This window comes from Pseudomonas sp. PA1(2017) (genome assembly GCF_001945375.1).
GTDB lineage: Bacteria > Pseudomonadota > Gammaproteobacteria > Pseudomonadales > Pseudomonadaceae > Aquipseudomonas.
The window spans coordinates 16,786-20,139 of sequence record NZ_MSXU01000012.1 but is presented as its reverse complement, the minus strand read 5'-3'; the positions used below and the strand labels follow the sequence as shown (position 1 = coordinate 20,139).

The 3,354-nt window shown below is 58.7% G+C and carries 4 protein-coding genes and 3 tRNA genes; all 7 read right to left on the bottom strand.

Annotation, left to right across the window (positions count from 1 at the left end; genetic code table 11):
• Positions 1–150 (bottom strand): GTP-binding protein (locus tag BVH01_RS17275; RefSeq protein WP_256562802.1); only part of this gene is annotated, 150 nt, incomplete at its 3' end.
• Positions 151–234: 84 nt separating this feature from the next.
• Positions 235–310, bottom strand: a tRNA-Thr gene (locus tag BVH01_RS17270).
• Positions 311–337: 27 nt separating this feature from the next.
• Positions 338–411 (bottom strand) — tRNA-Gly (locus BVH01_RS17265).
• 25 nt (positions 412–436) lie between these two features.
• Positions 437–521 (bottom strand) — tRNA-Tyr (locus BVH01_RS17260).
• A 145-nt stretch (positions 522–666) separates the two neighbouring features.
• Complete coding sequence (locus BVH01_RS17255) at positions 667–1,344, bottom strand: SPOR domain-containing protein (protein WP_075931517.1); 678 nt, start codon at positions 1,342–1,344, stop codon at positions 667–669.
• A complete protein-coding gene (locus BVH01_RS17250; protein WP_075931516.1) occupies positions 1,344–2,105 on the bottom strand; it encodes a pantothenate kinase in 762 nt (253 codons plus the stop codon). The genes BVH01_RS17255 and BVH01_RS17250 overlap by 1 nt, the downstream gene beginning before the upstream one ends.
• Entirely contained in the window at positions 2,095–3,054 is a 960-nt protein-coding gene (gene birA, locus BVH01_RS17245) for a bifunctional biotin--[acetyl-CoA-carboxylase] ligase/biotin operon repressor BirA (RefSeq protein ID WP_075931678.1), read from the bottom strand. The genes BVH01_RS17250 and birA overlap by 11 nt, the downstream gene beginning before the upstream one ends.
• Positions 3,055–3,354: the final 300 nt, after the last annotated feature.

Genomic DNA, 3,354 nt, shown 5'->3' with positions numbered 1-3,354 from the left:
GATCTTGTCGAAGTCGACCTTGGCCGAACCGAAAACTTCGGAGCAGACGCGAGTCAGAGCAGCGGTCAGAGTGGTTTTACCATGGTCAACGTGACCGATGGTGCCAACGTTGACGTGCGGTTTGTTACGTTCAAACTTTTCTTTAGCCATTTTGACCGTCCCCGAACGAAGAATTCAGCTAGCGATACCGCCATTAAAACAAAGGCAGATACTTTCATATCTGCCTTTATTAAATGGAGCTCATGAGCGGATTTGAACCGCTGACCTCACCCTTACCAAGGGTGTGCTCTACCAACTGAGCTACATGAGCGAAACACATTGCACGAACAACAAAAGCTGGAGCGGGCAGCGGGAATCGAACCCGCATCATCAGCTTGGAAGGCTGAGGTTCTACCACTGAACTATGCCCGCGGAGCCTGCAGCTCGCGCTTAAATCTGGTGGAGGGAGAAGGATTCGAACCTTCGAAGTCTATGACGTCAGATTTACAGTCTGATCCCTTTGGCCGCTCGGGAATCCCTCCATAAGGAGGCGGCATTCTCTTTATCTGCCACCCTACTGTCAAGCACTTTCTCATTTAAAAACCTGAGCTTAGCGTCGCTAACAGCAACTTCGCATTTCATCCCTAGAGATGACCACCCTGCGAAGCGGGCGCCATTCTATGCATTCTATCGAACGCTTGCAACCCCTTCGCACGGCATTAATTGATGTTGTAAGCCATTGAAGTCCAAAGACAAACGCTCGAGCAGCGAATCATCGACCAAACGCCGGCTTTCCGGGGCGATGCGCACCCAGTGACTACGATTGGCGCGGGGCAATTCACGCAGCAGAGGCTCGTATCCTGCACGGCGCAGGCGAGAAATCACGCTATCGGCCGAATCGTGGCGGGGAAAGATTCCCAGGGAGATGCCATTGGCCAAGTCGCCCTGGCTGATGATGTAGCTGTCGATCTTTCGCGCCTGCAGCTCACGCAACTGCCTCAGGGAGGCTTGGCGTGAAGCCAGGGGCGGAAGATATACCCAGTAATCGACAGCGCCTGCGGACTCGACAACCTGGCTCTGCGAACGAATATCGAGGCTCAACAGTCGCTGCTCTACCTGCTGCGCCTGAGCCTCCTCGTCGAAACGACCGAGAAACAGACACACCGCCTGCTCAGGCTGCTCCTCTTTCACAGCAGAAGCACGCCGCTCTTGCGGCTTGGACTCGCTGAGCAGCTGGATGTCGCGCCTGCTGTCCTGATACAGAGAGAGCGGCGCCACCTCTTTCGCCTGCATGGGCACCTGCTGCTGATGCCATACGTAATAGAAGGCATTGAGCACCACCAACAGCATGAAGATCCAGCGCATCACTTCTCCCCCGCCACCGGACAGGCGATCGCCAGGCCGATGAAGACCAGATCAGGCACCACCCGGGCAGCCGGCACCCACTCTGCGGCCATTGCCGCATCTCCCCCTGTCAGAAACACAGCAACATCACCTGCACATTGCTGGCGGGCCAGTTCGATCTGGGTATTCACGAAACCGCGCAGCATCAGCCGGCATCCACGCTCCACCGCTTCAGCGGTAGAACGCCCCGGCACCAGACTGTCGCCAGCGCGCTCTGCAGCAGCGTTGTCATAGCGAATACGGCGGGTGTGAGTGAGCAACTGGCTGCGCATCAGCGGCATGCCGGGACATATGAAACCACCCAGGTGGACGCCATCTGCCCCCACGAAATCCGAGGTAATGGCCGTGCCGAGATCCAGGACCAGACAAGCGCCCTGCTCCAGACTGTAGGCACCGACGACAGCGAGCCATCGATCAAGCCCCAGGCGCTGATAATCCAGATAGCCGTTCTGCACACCAGCAAGCACCTGCGCAGGCGTTGCTACCTGGCAGTCGACCGCGAAGCGCTCGGACAAGGCGGCACAAAGCAGGCGTGTTTCATCATCGGCGCGCACGCTGACCAAGCGACAGGCCGACAGTTGCTGCGAAAAACGATCAGCCAACGCGGCAATGAGCTCCTCGCCATTATCAGCTACGCCACTGGCGATCACCGCACCAATGCCTCCCCGCGGCAAGACACGCCATTTGATGAAGCTGTTACCGCAGTCAAGCTCAAGAATCATCATGCAACCTCAAACTGAGCTCACCACCGCTGAATACCTTTTCCCGGCCGTCGACCTCCAGGCGCAGAGCACCCGTATCATCGACCCCGAGCACACGCCCTTGAATGGACTGCGCTCCGGCCGCAAGCATCGCCAAACGGCCCTGCCAAAGGTGATTGGCTTCCCACTGCTCACGCAGCGAGGCAAAACCATTGACCTGGTGCATCTGGAGATATCGCTCCAACTGGCGATTAAGACTGGCGACGAACTGGTTGCGGTCAATCTGACGGCCCAGAATCTGGCGCAGCGATGTCCAGGGCTGATCGATAGTCTCGCCCCGAGGCGTCATCCGCATATTGATATTCACGCCGATACCGATCACCACGTGACAAATGTCGGCGGGGTCACCGGAGAGCTCCAGCAATATCCCGGCGGCCTTACGCCCACCGACCAGCAAATCGTTGGGCCACTTCAAGCCGGCATCCTCGACGCCCGCCTCACGAAGTGCGTGCAGGAGCGCGAGCCCCACGACAAGGCTGAGCCCCTCGAGCTGGCGCATCCCACCACTGATCCGCAGCACCAGGCTGTAGTAAAGGTTCTCCCCAAAGGGACTTGCCCAGCTTCGCCCGCGACGACCGCGCCCGGCAGTCTGCTGCTCGGCAATGATCAGAAATGGCGGCACAGCGCCGGACGCCAGATGGCGGAGCGCTTCTGCATTAGTGGAATCGACTTGCTGCAGCAAAGTGACCGGAAACGAGGAGGACGCGGCAAGCACATCAGCCGTCAACAGTGACAGGGGCGTTTCGAGCCGGTAGCCACGGCCGCGAACCTTGTGGATCTGCAGATCGAACTCGGCCTCGAGCGCCTGCAGACGCTTCCAGATAGCGGCCCGGCTCACGCCAACAGCCGCCCCCAGCTCCTCACCAGAGTGAAACTGCCCATCCTGTAGAAGTCGCAACAAAGATTGCATGCCTAACCTGCCCTGCTTCAAGGAGCGCATGATAACGATGCACTCGGCTGCTGCCTACAAGACCAGGGCGCATTCACCATGATCAACAGGGAGATTCGCTGCGCACCGGCAGGAGATAGTCGAGCGTCCCATTTCCTCCGTGCAGCTCCCCAGGCTACACCTTCGGCTAACCCAGGCTACGAGAGCGCTATACGCACCGTAAGGTGGAAGACGCTTCCCCCGTCCACCACGAAGTCACTTCCGTAGCCTGCGCTTGAGCGAAGCGATACCCAGGTCGGCGCGCTGCATGTGCATGCCCGT